At 71.2% G+C, this 16250-nt stretch carries 17 protein-coding genes; 11 read left to right on the top strand and 6 right to left on the bottom strand.

What is annotated here, in order from left to right:
• Positions 1 to 19 precede the first annotated feature (19 nt).
• Entirely contained in the window at positions 20 to 820 is an 801-nt protein-coding gene (locus HJC40_RS33685) for a hypothetical protein (RefSeq protein ID WP_250007427.1), read from the top strand.
• Positions 821 to 823: 3 nt separating this feature from the next.
• Positions 824 to 1321 carry a DinB family protein gene (locus HJC40_RS33680; RefSeq protein WP_250007426.1) on the top strand — a complete coding sequence of 166 codons (498 nt, stop codon included), beginning with the start codon at positions 824 to 826 and terminating at the stop codon, positions 1319 to 1321.
• A 43-nt stretch (positions 1322 to 1364) separates the two neighbouring features.
• On the opposite strand, the gene HJC40_RS33675 is transcribed toward HJC40_RS33680, so the two are convergent.
• From HJC40_RS33675 to HJC40_RS33665, 3 genes are read right to left on the bottom strand one after another with little or no spacing between them, the layout of a single operon-like run.
• Positions 1365 to 2834 carry an ATP-binding protein gene (locus tag HJC40_RS33675; RefSeq protein WP_250007425.1) on the bottom strand — a complete coding sequence of 490 codons (1470 nt, stop codon included), beginning with the start codon at positions 2832 to 2834 and terminating at the stop codon, positions 1365 to 1367.
• A 3-nt stretch (positions 2835 to 2837) separates the two neighbouring features.
• Positions 2838 to 4496 carry an FAD-dependent oxidoreductase gene (locus tag HJC40_RS33670; protein WP_250007424.1) on the bottom strand — a complete coding sequence of 553 codons (1659 nt, stop codon included), beginning with the start codon at positions 4494 to 4496 and terminating at the stop codon, positions 2838 to 2840.
• 10 nt (positions 4497 to 4506) lie between these two features.
• Positions 4507 to 5670, bottom strand: coding sequence for an NAD(+)/NADH kinase (locus HJC40_RS33665; RefSeq protein ID WP_250007422.1), 1164 nt, complete (start codon positions 5668 to 5670; stop codon positions 4507 to 4509).
• Positions 5671 to 5943: 273 nt separating this feature from the next.
• Here HJC40_RS33665 and HJC40_RS33660 point away from each other — a divergent pair, with 273 nt between their 5' ends.
• From HJC40_RS33660 to HJC40_RS33650, 3 genes are all read left to right on the top strand, one after another.
• Positions 5944 to 7452, top strand: coding sequence for a ricin-type beta-trefoil lectin domain protein (locus HJC40_RS33660; RefSeq protein ID WP_250007421.1), 1509 nt, complete (start codon positions 5944 to 5946; stop codon positions 7450 to 7452).
• Positions 7453 to 7562: 110 nt separating this feature from the next.
• Complete coding sequence (locus HJC40_RS33655; RefSeq protein WP_250007420.1) at positions 7563 to 8006, top strand: hypothetical protein; 444 nt, start codon at positions 7563 to 7565, stop codon at positions 8004 to 8006.
• Between the two features lie 64 nt (positions 8007 to 8070).
• On the top strand, positions 8071 to 8496 hold the full coding sequence (locus tag HJC40_RS33650) for a hypothetical protein (protein ID WP_250007419.1): 426 nt from the start codon (positions 8071 to 8073) through the stop codon (positions 8494 to 8496).
• Between the two features lie 62 nt (positions 8497 to 8558).
• Here the strand turns inward: HJC40_RS33650 and HJC40_RS33645 are convergent, their stop codons facing one another.
• Positions 8559 to 9341 carry an isocitrate lyase/phosphoenolpyruvate mutase family protein gene (locus HJC40_RS33645; protein WP_250007417.1) on the bottom strand — a complete coding sequence of 261 codons (783 nt, stop codon included), beginning with the start codon at positions 9339 to 9341 and terminating at the stop codon, positions 8559 to 8561.
• Between the two features lie 17 nt (positions 9342 to 9358).
• Between HJC40_RS33645 and HJC40_RS33640 the strand changes: the two genes are divergently transcribed.
• The 4 genes from HJC40_RS33640 to HJC40_RS33625 all read left to right on the top strand — a co-directional run bounded on the left by HJC40_RS33640 (position 9359) and on the right by HJC40_RS33625 (position 11479).
• Positions 9359 to 9733, top strand: a complete 375-nt coding sequence (locus HJC40_RS33640; protein WP_250007416.1) for a helix-turn-helix transcriptional regulator — start codon at positions 9359 to 9361, stop codon at positions 9731 to 9733.
• Entirely contained in the window at positions 9730 to 10212 is a 483-nt protein-coding gene (locus tag HJC40_RS33635; RefSeq protein ID WP_250007415.1) for an SRPBCC family protein, read from the top strand. Before HJC40_RS33640 ends, HJC40_RS33635 begins: the two co-directional genes overlap by 4 nt.
• Positions 10213 to 10286: 74 nt before the next feature.
• On the top strand, positions 10287 to 10538 hold the full coding sequence (locus HJC40_RS33630) for a hypothetical protein (RefSeq protein WP_250007414.1): 252 nt from the start codon (positions 10287 to 10289) through the stop codon (positions 10536 to 10538).
• Positions 10539 to 10573: 35 nt separating this feature from the next.
• Positions 10574 to 11479 carry a sulfotransferase domain-containing protein gene (locus HJC40_RS33625; protein WP_250007412.1) on the top strand — a complete coding sequence of 302 codons (906 nt, stop codon included), beginning with the start codon at positions 10574 to 10576 and terminating at the stop codon, positions 11477 to 11479.
• Between the two features lie 31 nt (positions 11480 to 11510).
• On the opposite strand, the gene HJC40_RS45680 is transcribed toward HJC40_RS33625, so the two are convergent.
• Entirely contained in the window at positions 11511 to 11642 is a 132-nt protein-coding gene (locus tag HJC40_RS45680) for a hypothetical protein (RefSeq protein WP_284044079.1), read from the bottom strand.
• Between HJC40_RS45680 and HJC40_RS33620 the strand changes: the two genes are divergently transcribed.
• Positions 11641 to 11808: a hypothetical protein gene (locus tag HJC40_RS33620; RefSeq protein WP_250007411.1), complete on the top strand. Its 168-nt coding sequence runs from the start codon at positions 11641 to 11643 to the stop codon at positions 11806 to 11808. The genes HJC40_RS45680 and HJC40_RS33620 overlap by 2 nt on opposite strands.
• A 26-nt stretch (positions 11809 to 11834) precedes the next feature.
• On the opposite strand, the gene HJC40_RS33615 is transcribed toward HJC40_RS33620, so the two are convergent.
• Positions 11835 to 14285, bottom strand: coding sequence for an excinuclease ABC subunit UvrA (locus HJC40_RS33615; RefSeq protein WP_250007410.1), 2451 nt, complete (start codon positions 14283 to 14285; stop codon positions 11835 to 11837).
• Positions 14286 to 14474: 189 nt separating this feature from the next.
• On the opposite strand from HJC40_RS33615, the gene HJC40_RS33610 reads away from it, so the two are divergent.
• On the top strand, positions 14475 to 16118 hold the full coding sequence (locus HJC40_RS33610) for a beta-1,3-glucanase family protein (protein WP_250007409.1): 1644 nt from the start codon (positions 14475 to 14477) through the stop codon (positions 16116 to 16118).
• Positions 16119 to 16250: the final 132 nt, after the last annotated feature.

The raw sequence follows: 16250 nt of genomic DNA, 5'->3' as shown, positions 1-16250 counted from the left end.
CGTAAGGGCAGAGGAGGACATGACCGAGCACGCACCGGCCAAACCCTGGTCCGGCATCGACATCACCAAGACCCTCGCGGGCACCCTCGCCGCGGTCTCCGCCGCGGTGATCGGCTCGTTTCTCGGCGTGGCCGGCACCCTGATCGGCGCCGCCGTGGCCAGCCTCATCGGCTCGGTCGGCACGGAGCTCTACCAGCGCTGGCTGCAGCGCGGGAGCCAGCGGATCAAGTCGACGTTCGTCACCGCGCCGGCCGCGGTCGGCACCCCGTCGGTGGAGGCCGCCCACGAGGTCCCGTCCGAGGAAACCGCGCCGGCGGCGCTGTCCGCACCGGTCAAGATGCACTGGGGCCGGATCGCCGCCGCGGCGGGCACGCTGTTCGTGCTCGCGATGGGTTCGCTCACCGCGTTCGAGTTGATCAGCGGGAAGAGCGTCCCGGCCGCCGTCGGCCACAAGACCAGCTCGAGCACGACGCTCGGCTCGGCCTTCAGCGGCGACAACGGCAGCCGCGACCGGCAGGAGGGCACGACCACGCCGTCGGAATCGCCGTCCACCGAGCCCGATGAGGGTTCCGAGAGCGCCGACCCGACCGCCACGCCGAGCACCGAGCCGACCGTGACGCCGACGACCTCGCCGACCCAGCCGGCCGAGCCGCAGCAGACCGATGGGGTCGACCCCGGCACGACGCCGACCGACGAGCCCACCGGCACCGGCGAGGACACCACTCAGCAGGACGGCACGACCGGTGACGGATCGGGCCAGGACGGGAGCCAGCTGAACGACCAGCAGATCCAGCCGGACGACCAGCAGGACGGGGAGTAGCGGGTGGACGCGAAAGACGTACTGACCGAAGCCTTCGGGCGTCTCCCCGAGCTGGTGAACACGGCCGTCCAGGGCCTCACGCCGGAGCAGCTGCGCTGGCAGCCGGCCGAGGGGGCCAACACCATCGGCTGGCTGGTCTGGCACCTGACCCGGGTGCAGGACGACCACGTCGCCGAGGTGATGGGCGCCGAGCAGATCTACGCGACCGGCGAGTGGGCGTCGCAGTTCGGGCTCAAGGACGCGACGGAGACCGGCTACGGCCACGACGCGTCCCAGGTCGCGGCGGTGGCCCCGCGCAGCGCGCAGGTGCTGACCGACTACTACCGGGCGGTCCACGACCGTACGGTGGGGTATCTGGCCGGTCTGACCGACCAGGACCTCGACCGGGTGGTGGACGACAACTGGGATCCGCCGGTCACCCTCGGGGCGCGGCTCGTCAGCGTCTACGACGACGACGCGCAGCACGCCGGACAGGCCGCTTACCTCCGCGGTCTGCTCTGAGTCGTACGCCGGCGGAGGCCCTCGGGTCTCCGCCGGCGGCCGTTCAGGCCGAGGACGGCTCGGTGAGCGGCAACCGCACCAGGAACCGCGTGTCACCCGGCTGGGACTCCAACCGGATGTCACCGCCGTGCCCGTTCACCACGATCCGGTACGAGATGTCGAGGCCCAGCCCCGTTCCCTCACCCACCGGCTTGGTCGTGAAGAAGGGCTCGAAGACCCGCTTCTTCAGCTGCTCGGGCACGCCCGGCCCGGTGTCCCCGATCGAGACGACGGCATGGTCGTCCTCGCGGTACGTCCGGACCGTCAGCGTGCCGACGCCGTTCATCGCCTGCACCGCGTTGTCGATCAGGTTGGTCCAGACCTGGTTGAGCTCGGCCGGGTGGGCCGGGATCTGCGGCAGCGACCGGTCGTAGTCCTTGACGACCTTGACCCCGTTGCCGATCTTGTGGGTGAGCATCACCAGCGTGCTGTCGACCCCGGTGTGCACGTCGATCCACTGGTGGGCCGCCCGGTCCATCTGCGAGTACTGCTTGGCCGCCGAGACCAGCGACGACACCCGCCCGGTGGCGTCCTCGATGTCGCTCATCAGCTGCTCGGTCTCGAGCGCGTAGCCGATCCAGTGGATCGCCTGGTCGAGCAGTTTCTGGGTGCCGACCCGCTCCTCGATCAGGGTGAGGCACTCGATGTCGATGCCGCCCTGGGCGAAGACCGGCGCGAGGTCCCAGCCGCTGGTGACGTTGCGCTCGTCCATCCAGTCGCCGAGCTCGTCCTCGCGGTCGGCCGTCTCCATCGCGGTCAGCGGCTTGGCCTTGGCCGCCCGCTCGATCACGTCCTCCTGCAGCTCGACCAGCGCCACCAGGCGTTCCGGGTCGACCTTGCCGGCGGCCAGCATGGCCAGCTTGTGACGCATGCCGGCGACCCGCTGCCGCAGCGCGCTGGTGGCCCGGCCGGCCGCGGCGGCGGGGTTGTTGAGCTCGTGCATGAGCCCGGCCGAGAGCGCGCCGAGGGCGGTGAGCCGCTGCCGCTCGCTGACCGCCGCCTGGGTGGTGCGCATGCCCAGGGTGAGACCTTCGAGCAGGTGGATCGCCATCGGGAACCACTCGCGCATCATGTGACCGAAGTCGGACGCGCTCATCACGAAGAAGTCGGAGTCGTCGAGCGCGCGCATGCTGGCCATGTACTTGCGCTCGACACCGTCGTCCCGCAGGTACGACTGGGTCGCGCCCATGTAGACGCCGCGCTGCTCGGTGCGGGTCGTCTCGACGTCGTCCTGACCGATCCGGCGGGTCAGCGCGATCGTGCCGCTGAGCAGCACGAAGAACTGATCGGCGGGGTCGCCCTCGCGGATCACGACGCCGCCGGCCGGCATGTGCATGGTGCAGCCGTGCTGCGAGAGCCAGGCCAGCTGGTCGTCGGTCAGCTTCTCGAACAGGAACAGGGTGCGCAGGGTGTCGGGCGTGAGCGCGCCGGGGTCGCAGGGAACGAGCCGGACCTCGTCGGTGATGTCAGCCATGGGTTACTGAGCCTCCAGGTAGCGGTGGACCAGCGTGACGGCCATCGCGCCCTCGCCGACCGCCGAAGCCACCCGTTTGACCGAGTTGGCCCGGACGTCGCCGGCGGCGAAAATGCCGGGAACACTGCACTCAAGGTAGAACGGATCCCGGTCCCGATCCCATCCCTTCGGACGGGTGCCATTTGAGAGCAGATCCGGCCCGGTGTAGACGAAGCCCTTCTCGTCCCGCGCGACCGACGTCCCGAGCCACTCGGTGCGGGGCTCGGCGCCGATGAAGACGAAGAGGTAACCGCACTCGACGGTCGTGCTCGCGCCCTCCTTGCTGTCACAGATCGTGATCGCCTGCAGGTGCCCGTCGCCTTGGGCGCCGATGACCTCGCAGCGGGTGCGCACCCGGATGTTCTCGATCTTGTTGAGCTGCTGGATCAGGTAGTACGACATCGACGCCTCGAGCGAGTCGCCGCGCACCAACAGGGTCACCGACCGGGCGTACCGGGAGAAGAACAACGCCGCCTGCCCGGCCGAGTTGGCGCCGCCGACGATGTAGACGTCGGTGCCCTCGCAGGAGGGCCCCTCGGTGGCGGCCGAGCCGTAGTAGACGCCCGAACCGGTCAGCTCGGCCACGCCGTCGGCGATCAGCGGCCGGTAGGAGACGCCGGTGGCCAGCACGATGGAGTGGGCCGAGATCTCGCCGCCGTCGGCGAACGTCAGCGTGCGGGCCGAGCCGTCCGGGCGCAGGCCGGTGACGTCGCGGGTGGTCAGCACCTCGGCCGAGAACTTGCCGGCCTGCCGGCGGGCGCGGTCGGTGAGCTGGGCGCCGGAGATGCCGTCGGGGAAGCCCAGGTAGTTCTCGATGCGGGAGCTCTGCCCGGCCTGCCCGCCGACCGCGCGCCGCTCGACCAGCAGCGTCCGCAGGCCCTCGGAGGCGCCGTAGACGGCCGCGCCCAGCCCGGCCGGACCGCCGCCCACGATGATCAGGTCGTAGAAGTCGCGGTCGGGCGCCGTGGAGAGCCCGACCGCCTCGGCCACCGCGGTGCTGCTGGGCTGGGCCATCGCCCGGCCGTCGGCCGTCACCACCAGCGGGACCGACTCGGGACCGACCCCGGCCGCCTCGAGCAACCGGCGGCCCTCGGGCTCGTCGGCGCCCAGCCACTTGTAGGGCACCAGGTTGCGGGCCAGGAAGTCCCGGATCTCGTAGGACGGCTCGCTCCACCGGTGACCGACGACCCGGATGTCCTCGGTCTCGCGGTCGCCCGTGGCCAGCCAGGCGTCGAGCAGCGCGTCGAGCACCGGGTAGAGCTTCTCCTCGGGCGGGTCCCAGGGCTTGAGCAGGTAGTGGTCGACGTCGACGACGTTGATCGCCTGGATGGCCGCGTCGGTGTCGGCGTACGCGGTCAGCAGCGCCCGCCGCGCGTTGGGGAACAGGTCCATCGCCTGCTCCAGGAACTCGATGCCGTTGACCTGTGGCATGCGGTAGTCGGCGAGGATGACGGCGACCCGGCCGCCGCGCAGCTTGAGCTCCTTGAGCGCGTCGAGCGCCTCGGAGGCCGACGAGGCGCGCAGGATGCGGTACTGGTCGCCGTAGCGGCGTCGCAGGTCGCGGGCGATCGCCCGGGAGACCGCGGGGTCGTCGTCGACGGTCAGGATCGCGGGGTGGCCCATGGCAGGTACCTCAGCTATCGGCAGGTGGGGTGACCAGCAGGTCGGTGAACTCGGGGTGGCGCTCCAGATATCCGATGACGAAGGGGCAGGTCGGCCGGACCGGGGTGGCCCGGCCGCGCGCGTCCTCGAGCGCGGCCGCGGCGAGCCGGCCGGCCAAACCCCGGCCGGAGAACCGCTGCTCGATCTCGGTGTGCATCAGCTCGATGCTGTCGCCGTGGCGGCGGTAGTGCAGCACACCCGCGACCTCGCCGCCGATCAGCAACTCGTAGCGCTGCTGCTCGAAGCTGTCGACCACCACGGCCTCGGACGCGTCGGCCACGCCGACCTGGGCGCTGCCCTCGACGCGCAGCTTGCGGCGGGCCCGCTCGTAGAAGCTCGTGCTGCCCAGGCGGATCACCTGGGCGGCCGACGGGATCGGTTCGATCGACAGCTTGTCGTCGGGCCCGGCGTACCCCTCGATGATGCCGTCCACCTCGATGGCCAGCCGGCCGCTGGTGGGCAGCACGTCGAGCCGGAGCTGCTCCTGCAGGGCCAGCATCAGCGGGCGGTTGAACGAGGAGTGCGCGGCCGAGGCGGTGACGATGAGGCCCTCGACGTTCGGTGAGACGATCGGGCCGCCGGCCGAGAAGCTGTACGCCGTCGAGCCGGTGGGGGTGGCGACGATGACCGCGTCGGCCGCGTAGTTCACGAAGTTCTTGCCCTCGACCGAGATGCCGATGGCGGCCAGACCGTCACCGGGCACGCGCACCATCGCGATGTCGTTGAACGCCGAGACCTCTTTGCCGTCGGGCAGCGTGGTGCGTACGGCCGTGCGGGCCTCGACGGTGAACCGGTGCTCGTCGATCGCCGACAGCGCGTCGGGCAGGTCGGGCAGGTCGACCTCGGCCAGGAAGCCCAGCCGGCCGACGTTGACGCCCAGCACCGGGGTCTTGCGCCCTTCGACCAGCCGCATGGTGCGCAGCATCGTGCCGTCGCCGCCCAGGCTGACCAGCAGGCCGGCCCGCTCGACCATCTCGTCGGGAGTCACCGCCACCGCGTCGCAGTCGATGCGATTGATCTCGTCGTGCAGTCCCAGCACGGTGACGTCGCGGCGCTCGGCCCACTTCACGATGGCGTCTATCGCCGACCCGCAGTCGCGCCTCGGGTGCAGCACCAGGCCGACGACCTTGACCATGCCCATCCTGCTGTTCCCGTCCCTCGTCCGCCGTCGCGCCCCGGCCCGGCTCGGCTCGCCCGGGCCGGCTCGGCACCCGGCTCGGCTCGGTGCCCCCGGCCCGGCTCAAGAACACAGCCTTGCACGTCCGGGCCCCGATCGGCGAGGGCAGGCGACGGAGCACACGTGGTTCGTTCGGGCAGGTTTCCTTCCTGTTTCTTGACAGCGTTGTCATACATAGACAACCTCCGATTAATCCCCGGTTCCCCCCGGCGCACTGAAAGGACCCCCGACATGCGCCTCCGCTGGTTGACGATCGCCGCAGCAGCGATCACCGTCGGCACCCTCAGTCCGATCCCCGCCCACGCCGCCACCCCCTCGATCGACATGGACCCCGGCATGCTCAGCGCCATGCGCCGGGACCTCGGGCTCGGCGACGATCAGATCGCCGCCCGGCTGCGCACCGAAGCCGCGGCGCCGGTCGTCGAGAAGCGCCTGAAGACCAAGCTCGGCGCCGCCTTCGCCGGGGCGTGGATCCCGCCCGGCGCGCGACGACTGACGGTCGCGGTCACCGACGCCTCGACCGCTTCCGCCGTACGGGCCGAGGGCGCCGAGCCTCGCGTCGTGGCCCGCAGCACCGCCGACCTGACCAAGTCGCGCACCGCGCTGGACAAGCACGCCACGTCGGCCCGGCCGTCGGTCGTCCGCGGCTGGTACGTCGACGTCCCGAACAACCGGGTCGTCGTGACGGCCGCCCCGGGCGCCGAACAGGCCGCGCGGGCCTTCGCCGCGGCCAGCGGGGCCGGCGCGGTGACCGTGGTCACCTCGGCCGAGCAACCCCGCCCGCTGTACGACCTCCGCGGCGGCGACCAGTACGTCATCAACGGGAACACGCTGTGCTCGGTCGGCTTTTCGGTGGCCGGCGGCTTCGTCACCGCGGGCCACTGCGGCGGCACCGGCAGCCCGACGCTCGGCTACAACAACGTCGCCCAGGGAACCTTCGCCGGGTCGTCGTTCCCGGGCAACGACTACGGCTGGGTGCGGACGAACGGCAACTGGGCCTCCCAGCCGTGGGTGAACAACTACGCCGGCGGCAACGTCACCGTCGCCGGGTCGCAGGACGCCGCGATCGGCAGCTCGATCTGCCGGTCGGGCCGCACCACGGGCTGGCGCTGCGGCACCCTGCTCGGTCGCAACGAGACCATCGTCTACGCCCAGGGCGCCGTCTCGGGCCTGTCCCGCAGCAACGCGTGCGCCGAGCCGGGCGACTCGGGCGGCTCGTGGATCTCGGGCAACCAGGCTCAGGGCGTCACCTCGGGCGGCAGCGGCAACTGCTCCGGCGGCGGCACGATGTGGTTCCAGCCGGTCAACGAGATCCTGTCGGTCTACGGGCTGTCGCTGACCACCAGCGGCGGCGGCTCCGCGTCGTCACTGATCAGCAACCTGAACGGCAAGTGCCTCGACGTGCCCAACGCCAACTTCGCGGACGGCGTACGGGTGCAGATGTGGACCTGTAACGGCACCGCGGCCCAGAGCTGGAACTTCGTGAACGGCAGCCTCCAGACGTCGAACAACAAGTGCCTCGACGTGGCCTGGGGCTCCACGGCCAACGGGGCCGCGCTCCAGATCGTCACCTGCAGCGGCCACCCGGCCCAGCAGTTCGTGCTCTCGGCGGCCGGCGACCTGGTCAACCCCCAGGCCAACAAGTGCGCCGACATCGACGCCTGGAACGCCAACGACGGCGCCCAACTGGTGCTGTGGGAGTGCACGGGCGGCGCCAACCAGAAGTGGCGCCGCGGGTAGCCATCCCTGACCGGCCTCTTCCTGGCCGGCGTGTCCCTGGCCGGCGTGGTGCCGTCGCGGCAACGGCACCACGCCTCAGGACCTCCCGCAGAACCACCACCCGGCCGACCTTGGGGGTAAGCGCGGCACTTGGTATCAGCGAAAGAGAGGTCATAGTCGTCAAGCCTTCCCAGTACTGGCGGCAGGAAATGCAGAAGGAGGCGGACGCCGTCGCGGCCGGTGCGATGGATCTTGGCGATGCGTCCTTCCTGGGCGTCTATTCCGAGAGTTTCCTGAGCTCCGTCGACCAGGCGCTGACCGCTTTCGAGTCCGATGTGCGGCAGCTGACGCCGACGTCGGGTCCTGAAGTCCTCGCTGCGGTCGAACGGGTTGTCGTGGCGCTCAACCGGGTGAACCAGGAGACGACGGGCGACAGCATCGACACCGACGAGCGGGAACAGCTCTGCCTATTCATCGACGAGGCGCTCACCGAACGTGGCGTCGCGATGGAGGAGCTGGCCGCCCGGCACGGCGTAAGTCGTTTCGCTGTCACGGACCGATGGCGCCGGTGGTGAGTCCCGGTGGACGCGCCGGTGGTCATCGTGGCCGCCGACCCGGCCGGGGTGGATGATGCGGCGCATGGGTAAGTCGGGCTGGGAGTACGTGACGCCGTACGACGAAGATCTGGCCGTTGTGCTGGGGCGGCTGCGTCAGGAGGTCTTCGAGCGGGGCCGTTACCACTGGCCCGCCGGGTTGGACCGCCCGGCCGATCTGGACCAGCTCGACGACGAATGGCCCGCGGCCGAGGGCACCCATTCCGTGCTGGACGTCGATTACGTGATCGATGCCGCCGACGAGGACAGTGGGGGCGCGCTTCGCCCCCTCGGCGACGCCGGGCTCGAGCGGTTCTTCGGAACGGTCCGGCCGAGCGTCGCCGACTTCGAACGGACCACGGACAGCCGGTTCAAGGGTGGCCTGCCCGCGGTCTGGTGCGGCTACGCCGCGACCCTGTTCGACGGCGGTCGCCCGAGCGCCGTGGGCATCTGGGGCTTCTCCGGCGATTGATGTGGGCGGGATTCTGCGGTGTCGCGATCAGCTCAGGACGTTCCTTCGTGGACGGACCGGCGTCACCCGAACACCTGCTTGATCTCGTCGGGGGTCAGGGCGGCCGTCCGGAACGTCGTGGTGCCGGCGTCCCGCAGCTCGCGGGCCGCGTCCCGCAGGGCCCCGTACGCGGCCCAGGCCAGCGAGCCGCCGGTGGACACCCGCCGCACGCCCAGCTGCGCCAGCTCGGCCACCGGTGGGGCGCCGGCGACCGCGAGCACGTTGACCGGGCACGTCACCGAGGCCACGAGCCGGCCGATGTCGTCGGGTGTGCGCAGGCCGGGCGCGTAGACCACGTCGGCGCCGGCGGCCCGGTAGGCGCGCAGCCGCTCGATCGTGTCGTCCAGATCGTCGTACCCGTAGAGGTGGTTCTCGGCCCGGGCGGTCAGCACCACGCCGTGCCGGGCGCAGGCCTCGGCCGCGGCGGCGACCCGCTCGATGCCCGCCTCCAGGGTCTCGATCCGCCCGGTCGCGGGGTCGTAGTCCTCGATCGAGATGCCGGCCGCGCCCGCTTCGGCCAGCTGATCGACGGTTTCGGCGATGCCTTCGGGGGTGTCCGCGAAGCAGCGCTCGGCGTCGACGTTCAGCGGGATCCGCACGGCGGCGGTGAGCGCGGCGACGTGGGCCACCAGCTCGTCCCGGGAGACCTGCTGGTCGGCCTGGCCGAGGCTCGCGGCCAGCCCGGACGACGTGGTGGCCAGCGCCTCGAAGCCGAGCGACTCCAGCAGCCGGGCCGAGCCGGCGTCCCACGGGTTCGGCAGCAGGAAGGTGCCGCTGTCGTGCAGCGCGCGGAAACGATCTCTCATGGCCAGAAGCGTAACTGATGAGTTACGCTTCCGGGGTGGACGAGGTGGCGGCGGCGATCGCCGACCCGGTACGCCGGGAGATCCTGACGATGCTGCGCGAGGGCCCGTTGCCCGCGCGCCGCATCGCCGCGCGGTTCCCGATCAGCCGCCCGGCCGTCAGCCGGCACCTGCGCGTGCTGCGCGAGTGCGGGCTCGTCCACGACACACTCACCGGCCGCGAGCGCCTCTACCGGCTCGACCCGTCCCCGCTGACATCGCTGAGCGACTGGATCGCCGGTCTCACGGCACCCGATGTGTGGAGCCGGCGACTGGACGCGCTCGAGACCGAGGTCTACCGCACTCGCCGGGACCGTCGTGTCCCGGCGTCCGACCGACAGGGGAAGACGGCATGACGAACGCACCGACCGGACGGCTCGAGGGCAGGGATCTGGTGCTGACCCGCACCTTCCCGGCCGGCATCGACGACGTCTGGGCCAGCGTCACCGAATCGGACCGCACCGCCCGGTGGTTCGGCCGGTGGACCGGCGAGGCCGGGCCCGGCCGCACTGTCAAGGTCCAGATGGCGTACGAGGAAGGAACCCCCTGGGTGGAGGCGCGGATCGACGCCTGTGAGCCCCCACGCCGCCTTGAGGTCTCCACTGTGGACGAGGTCGGCGCCTGGCATCTCGAACTGCGGCTGACCGCGGTCGAGGGCGGCACCGAGCTCCGGCTGGTGCATCACCTGGAGACCACCGAGGGCCTCGGCGAGGTCGGTCCCGGCTGGGAGTACTACCTCGACAACCTCGTCGCCGCCCGCGAGGACCGGCCGCTGCCCGACTTCAACGACTACTACCCGTCGATGAAGTCGCACTTCGAGGCGCTGGCCGTCTGAGGCCGGATCCGCGGTGGGGTGTCCTTCGTCGCTGAGGTGGTCGCTCACCGGTCATCGGCCCCTAGGATGCCGTCATGACCAGTGAGATCACAGCTGAGCAGCTCCGTCAGGAACTGAAGGACGTCGACGAGGAACTGGCCGAGATGCGCCGCCTGGCCGGCGACGTGAACGCCCGCCGCGGCGAGGACAGCGACAGCTCCATCGGCCTGCAGGAGCCGGAGGAGATCGCCACCGAGCTGACCGGCCTGGCCGAGACCGAGGCCGTCATCGACACGCTGGAGCAGCGCCGCGACTCCATCCAGGCAAAGCTCGACCACCTGAACTGACTCGGCCCGGCTCCCGACCGATCGGTGGACCGCCCGTGCCCGTGGTGTATCGCAGTGGCCTGACCGACAGCAGCAGGTGGGCGGCTGCCACGCTTCGGCCGGGCGACATCGTGATCTCCACGCCGTCCAAGTGCGGGACGACCTGGATGCAGATGATCTGCGCTCTGCTGATCTTTCAGAGCGTGGAACTGCCGGCTGCCCTGACCACACTGTCACCGTGGCTGGACATGCGCTTACGGCCCTTGCCCGAGGTCCTGGGTCTGCTGGAGGGCCAGAATCATCGGCGGTTCATCAAGACGCACACGCCACTTGACGGCCTGCCGCAGGTGGACGGCGTTCACTATGTGGTCGTGGGGCGTGATCCTCGCGATGTCGCAGTCTCCATGGATCGTCACCGCGCCAATCTGAACATCACCGTCATCGAGTCGTTGTCGGGGTCACCGGCCGGGCCGGGTCCGTCAGGCCGATCGGCATCCGCGGCCCGGCCGGCCGATCTCCGGGAGCGGGTGATGCGGTGGATCCGCGACGAGCGGCCTCCTGCGGCGAACCTCGACTCCCTGCGTGCCCTCGTGTGGCACCTTGCCGGAGCCTGGGCTCGGCGCCAGGAACCGATGGTCACCCTCGTGCACTTCGACGACCTGCGCCATGACCTGGAGGGCCGCATGCGGTACCTCGCCGCCCGCCTGGACATCGCGGTCGCGGAGGCTCTTTGGCCTGCCCTCGTCGAGGCGGCCTCGTTCGACCGGATGCGGGCCGGCGCGGCCGACCTCGCTCCGGACGAGCGGCTCGGTCTGTTCTCCGATCCGCAGGCCTTTTTCCGATCCGGGACGTCGGGTCAGTGGCGCGGGACCCTGACCGAGGGTGATCTGGGCGAATACCGCCGGCTGATCCGGTCGCTCGCGTCCCCAGATTTCATTGGCTGGATCGAGCGCGGGCGGTGATCCCCCTCGACGGTGGCCGGTCCTTGCTCGATCAGGGGGCGCCGGAGTCGGTCAGTGTGGTCCAGGCGTGGTGGGCCAGCCAGCGCTCGGCGGCTTCGTAGCTCCACTCGTTCTCCTCGATCAGTGAGCGCCATGAGTGGAGCCCGAAGTAGAACGACGTCATGCCCTTCCCGGAGGAGTCCGCCGCGGCCGACGCCGCGATCGACGCTGTTGCACCGGCTCCCCCGGCCTCCTGGTGGGGCCAGAGCTTCGTGAACGGCGCGCCGCCTGAGCTGATCGAGCAGACGGCGGGCATGCTGACCCGCCCGATCAGCTCGCGGAGGTGCTGATCGACGCCGCTACCTGACGCGACCGGTCAAGAGAGGCGGGACAGGTGGGCGGCCAGCCAGGGGCCGGTCACGCTGGCGGGGTCGGCGGCCACCTCGGCCGGGGTGCCCCGGGCGACGATGCGGCCGCCGCTCGGGCCGCCGGTCGGGCCCATGTCGATCACCTGGTCGGCCGCGGCCAGGACGTCGAGGTCGTGGTCGATGACGACGACGGTGGCGCCCGCGTCGAGCAGGCGGTCGAAGACGCCGGCCAAAGTGCCGATGTCGACCGGGTGCAGGCCGGTCGACGGCTCGTCCAGCACGTAGAGGACGTTGCGCTGGCTGCTGCGCAGGCGGGCCGCGATGCGCAGGCGCTGCGACTCGCCCCCGGACAGCGTGGGCGTGGGCTCGCCCAGGCGCAGGTAGTCCAGGCCCACGTCGAGGATGGGGCGCAACGGGCGGACGATCGCGGGCGTTTCGGCGTACCGGTCCAGCGCCTCGCGCACCGTCAGGTCGAGCACCTGGGCGATGGTGAGGTCGTCGACCCGTACGGACAGGGTCTTGTCGTTGAACCTCTTGCCGTGGCAGGTGGGGCATTCGACGTTGATGTCGGGCAGGTACTGCACGTCCAGGTCGATCGAGCCCAGACCCTTGCAGGTCGGGCACTGACCCTCCTTGGTGTTGAACGAGAAGTGCCCGGGTGCGCGGCCCGACGCCGCGGCGAAGTGGTTGCGGATGGCGTCGAAGGCGCCGGAGTACGTGCTCGGGGTGGAGCGCGCGTTCAGGCCGATCGGGGTCGCGTCGATCTCCACCACCTGCCGCACCGGGCCCAGGTCGAGCGCGGTCACGTGCGCGGGCAGGGTGGCGCCGGCGAGCCGTGCGCGGGCCGCCGGGACCAGGCTGTCGAGCACCAGCGCGGTCTTGCCGGCCCCGGACGGGCCGGCCACCCCGGTCAGCCGGTTGATCGGGAAGGCGGCCGTCACCTCCCGCAGGTTGTAGAGGCGCCGTACGGTGATCGCGATCTCCGGGCCGGCCGGCGGCCGGGGTGACCGGTCGACTGCCGGCTTTCCGGACAGGTACGGCCCGATGATCGATCCGGGGTTGTGCCGGACCTCGTCGACCGTGCCCGAGGCGAGGACCGTGCCGCCCAGCCGGCCGGCGCCGGGGCCCATCTCGATGATCCAGTCGGCGGTGCGGATCACGTCCAGATCGTGTTCGACGATGATCACCGAGTTGCCGTGCGCGGCCAGCGCGGCGATCGTCTTGCGCAGCCCCTCGACGTTGCTCGGGTGCAGGCCGACCGACGGCTCGTCGAGCACATAGAGCATGCCGGTGGTGGTCGAGCGGACCGTCGAGGTCAGCTCGATCCGCTGCCGCTCGCCGGTCGACAGGGTGGCGCCGGCCCGGTCCAGCCCCAGATAGCCCAGACCGAGGTCGAGCAGCGGGGCGACGGCACCGGTCAGCTCGCCGAGCAGCCCGCTGGTCAGGCGGCTCAGCTCCGGCGGCAGGAGCGGCGGCAGCTCACCCGCGAAGGCCACCAGGTGGTCGAGGTCGAGCGCGCTGATCTCGGCCAGGTTCCGGCCGTTCAGCCGGGACGTGAGCGCCTCGGGCCGCAAGCGGGTGCCCTGGCACACCGGGCAGGTGTGCGAGTTCAAATACTTGCTGTTCTCCGAGCGCTGGGCCGCGGTGACGGCGTTGTCGTAGGTGACGTTGAGCTGCACCGGCCGCCCGTTGCGGCCGGAGACGGTGACGATCTGCTTCACCGGCTCGCCGCGCATCACGAGCTCCTTCTCCCGGCGCGAGAGCTTCCCGTACGGGACGTCGAGCCGGACTCCGAGCTCGCCCGCCGCATACATGCTGAGCCGGCGGCCGCCCACATTCCACGGCAGCACGGCCCCGTCGCCGATCGTCCTGCTCTCGTCGGGCACCAGCGTCGCCGGGTCGACCTCGAACACCGTGCCGATGCCGTTGCAGCGCGGGCACGCCCCGATCGAGTTGAAGGCGAACGACTCGGCGCCGGGATGCTCGAACCGGGCGCCGCAGGTCGGGCACCGGATCTCCATGGCCTGGGTGGTGATCGACGGCGGCACGTCGTGGCCGTTCGGGCAGCGGTGGGTGCCGAGCCGCGACATGGTCAGCCGCAGCACGTTGAGCACCTCGCTCATCGTGCCGACCGTGCTGCGCGGCCCCGGCACGGGCGGGCGCTGCCGCAGCGCGAGCGCCGGCGGCAGGTTGTCGATGCGGTCGGCGTCGGGCCGCTGGGCCTGGGTGAGCCGTCGCCGGCTGTACGTGCTGAGCCCCTCGAGGAACCGGTGCAGGCCCTCGGCGTAGAGCGTCCCCATGGCCAGCGACGTCTTGCCCGACCCCGACACCCCGGCGATGACGACGGTTCGCCAGAGCGGCACGTCGACGTCGAGGTCGCGCAGGGTGTTGTGCCGGATGCCGCGCGCCTGGATGGCCCGCGGCAGCGAGTCCGGCGGGGGCGGGATGGAGGAGGCCATGCGTACGGTCTAGCCGTGATCAGCCGGGCCGCGCAGTAGCTTCCGTCACAAAGTCCGGGCGGGCAACCGGTTCGGCGCGCAGGGGCAATTCGACCTTAAAGCGACCTTAAAGATCAACACGGCTGCGGTGATCGGGCCCTCCGCTTCCCAAGATGGGCTGGTCCGGCTCACTACGGAGGCAAGTCGAAGATGCGTCGCAAGCGAAGTCTCGTTCTGTCCGGTGTCGTCGCGGCGGTGGTCGGCGTCACCACGTGGATCGCCCTGCCCGCGTCGGCGGCCGCTCCCACCGCCACGCTGCGGACGGTCTCCGACTGGGGCTCGGGCTGGCAGAGCGAGGTGACGATCAAGAACACCGGTACGGACGCGATGTCCTCGTGGAAGGTCGAGTTCGACCTCCCGGCCGGGGCCGCGGTCGGCAGCTTCTGGGACGCCGACATGGTCGCCGCGGGCAGCCACCGGACGTTCGGCAACCGGCCCTGGAACGGCCGCGTCGCGGTCGGCGACAGCGTCACCTTCGGCTTCGTGGGCTCGGGGGCCAAGCCGGCCAACTGCAAGCTCAACGGCGCGCCGTGCGCGGGTGGCGGCGCGGTGATCACGACGACGGCCCCGGCCCCGACCCCGCCGGCCAAGGCGACGACCGCCCCGGCGGCCACCCCGACGGCGGCGCCCACGAAGGCCCCGACGACCGCGCCGCCGGCGACCACCAAGGCCCCCGCCGCGCCGGTCAGCGTTCCCCCGGCCGGCAGCACGCTCCCGGTGGTCGTCAAGAACGACACCGGGCGGGCCGACAACGTCTTCCTCTACGTGCTCGGCACCAACCTCACCACCGGCAAGCTGGGCTACGTGAACGCGGCCGGCGGGTTCACCGCGTGGACCGGCGGCGGACCCGTTCCGGTGCCGGCGCCGGACGTGTCCATCGCCGGCCCCGGCAAGGGCGCGACCACCACGCTCAAGCTGCCGAAGAACCTCTCCGGCCGCCTGTACATGTCGTTCGGTGAGAAGCTCGACTTCCGGCTGACCGGCGACGGTCTGGTGCAGCCGGCGCCGTGGGCCGGCGGCGACCCCAACCGCGACGTCCTGTTCGACTGGAGCGAGTTCACCCTGAACGACTCCGGCCTGTGGCTCAACAGCTCCCAGGTCGACATGTTCGCCGTGCCCCACGTCGTCAGCGTGACCGGCGGGAACGGCGCCACCGCCAGCACCGGCGAGCTCAAGGCCGGTGGCCGTCAGCGGGTCATCGACGCGGTCAAGGCGTCGCCGGACTTCGCCAGGAGCGTGGTCACCCGGGCCGACGGCACGGTGCTGCGGGTGCTGGCGCCGGGCAAGGCGGCCGATGCCGGCCTGATGAGCCCGACCTACCTGGACTCGTACATCACCGGGGCCTGGAACGCGTACGCCTCGAAGACCCTCACCGTCGTGCCGTTCACCGACCGGCCGGACACCAAGTTCCTCGGCCGCACGACCGGCAACGTCATGAACTTCACCGACAGCACGGGCAAGACGGTCGCCTCCTTCACCAAGCCGTCGACCGCGAACGTGTGGGGCTGCGACGGCGCCCTCGGCGCCCCGAACGACCTGATCGTGGGGCCGATCGCCCGGACGCTGTGCGCGGCGATGACCCGGACCACGCTGGGCCGGCTCGACACCCAGCCGAGCGGCACGGCGGCCGACTTCTATCGCGGCAACCCGGCCAACCTGTACGCCAAGGTGATCCACGACAGCATGGTGGACGGCAAGGCCTACGCGTTCGCCTTCGACGACGTGCAGAACCAGGAGTCGCTGGTGCACAGCGGCGACCCCCGGACGGCCGGCATCACGCTGACGGCCTTCTGACGCCGCCGAGTTCCCGGCCGGGCGAACTGGCCGGTAACAAAGACGTCTGCGATTCGATACAGTCGCCGTCCTGAGCGTGGGGTTCCGGACGACGACGGGAACGCAGATGAACGAGACGGGAGCGCCGGCACC

It is taken from the genome of Actinoplanes sp. M2I2 (assembly GCF_023544445.1).
Classification (GTDB): Bacteria; Actinomycetota; Actinomycetes; order Mycobacteriales; family Micromonosporaceae; genus Actinoplanes.
The sequence above is the reverse complement of the archived record's forward strand: the minus strand, read 5'-3'. Positions and strand labels throughout refer to the sequence as shown.